We start from the raw sequence: 1557 nt of genomic DNA on the forward strand, positions 1-1557 counted from the left end.
GCGGGGGCGGTGGGCGGTGACGAGCGCCCCCGCGACCGTCACCACCGGCCTCGTCGTCGGCGGTATGACCTGCGCCGCCTGCGTACGCCGGGTCGAGCGGAAGCTGGCGCGGCTGGACGGCGTCAGCGCGACCGTCAACCTCGCCACCGGCCGCGCCGAGGTCCGGCACCCGGCACGGCTCGGTCCGGCCGAGCTCGTCGCCGTCGTCGAGAGCGCGGGCTACACCGCCCGGCTGCCCGGTCCGGACCCGGCGACCGCGCCCCCGGGCCACGCGTCCGGCGCGTCCGGCGCGGGCAGCACGGGCAGCACGGGCAGCGCGGGCAGCGCGTCCGCCGGGCGGCACCTGCTGTGCACCGCGCTGCTCGCGGTGCCGGTCCTGGTGCTGTCGATGGTGCCCGCGCTGCAGTTCCGCAACTGGCAGTGGCTGTGCTTCGCGCTGTCCGCGCCCGTCGTCACCTGGGGCGCCTGGCCGCTGCACCACCGCGCGCTGCGCGGCCTGCGGCACGCCGAGGCCACCATGGACACGCTGGTCTCGCTGGGGGTCGCCGCCGGGTTCTCCTGGTCGGCGTACGCGCTCTTCCTCGGCGGCGCGGGCGAGCCGGGAATGACCATGGCGTTCACGCTGTGGCCGGTGGCGGACGACGGCTCCGTGGCGCACGTCTATCTCGAAGCCGCGGTCGGCGTCCCGCTGTTCGTCCTGGCGGGCCGGTATCTGGAGGCGCGGGCCCGGCACGGCGCGGGGGCCGCGCTGCGCGCCCTGGCCTCGCTGACCGTCAGGGACGTCACGGTGCTGCGGGACGGCGCCGAGCACACCGTCCCCGTCGAACAGCTCCGCGCCGGCGACGAGTTCACGGTGCGGCCCGGCGAACGCGTCGCCGCCGACGGGGTGGTGACCCGGGGCGCGTCGGCGCTGGACGTGTCCCTGGTGACGGGCGAGAGCGACCCGGTGGAGGCCGGGCCCGGCCGGAAGGTGGTGGGCGGCGCTGTCAACACGGGCGGGCTGCTGACCGTGCGGGCCACCGCCGTGGGGTCCGCCACCACCCTGGCGCGGATCACCCGGCTGGTGGAGGAGGCGCAGACCGGGAAGGCGCGGGCGCAGCGGCTGGCGGACCGGGTCGCTGGGCACTTCGTCCCGGCGGTCCTCACCGTCGCCGTCACGGTGCTCGGCTTCTGGCTGGGCGCGGGCGCGGCGCCGCAGGCGGCGGTCACCTCGGCGGTGGCCGTGCTCGTCGTCGCGTGCCCGTGTGCGCTCGGGCTGGCCGTCCCCACCGCGCTGCTGGCCGCCACCGGGCGCGGCGCGGAGCTGGGGGTGCTGGTGTCGGGCCCGCGCTCCCTGGAGGCGCTGCGGCACATCGACACGGTGGTACTGGACAAGACCGGCACCCTGACCACGGGCGCGATGACGGTGGCCCGGGTGACTCCCGTGCCGGGCGGCGTCGGCACCGCCGCTGCGCTGCGCCTGGCGGGCGCCGTCGAGCAGGGCTCCGAGCACCCGCTGGGCCGCGCCGTCGCGGCGCACGCCCGCCGGGCGGAACGGGGGCGGGGACCGGTCGGGGC

Annotated in this window: 1 protein-coding gene; it reads left to right on the forward strand. The window is 78.4% G+C overall.

Annotated features, from left to right (window positions below; genetic code table 11):
• Positions 1 to 64 precede the first annotated feature (64 nt).
• A partial coding sequence (locus G5C65_RS37045; protein WP_165303424.1) for a heavy metal translocating P-type ATPase occupies positions 65 to 1557 on the forward strand: 1493 nt, incomplete at its 3' end.

The organism is Streptomyces boncukensis, assembly GCF_011045075.1.
GTDB lineage: Bacteria > Actinomycetota > Actinomycetes > Streptomycetales > Streptomycetaceae > Streptomyces > Streptomyces boncukensis.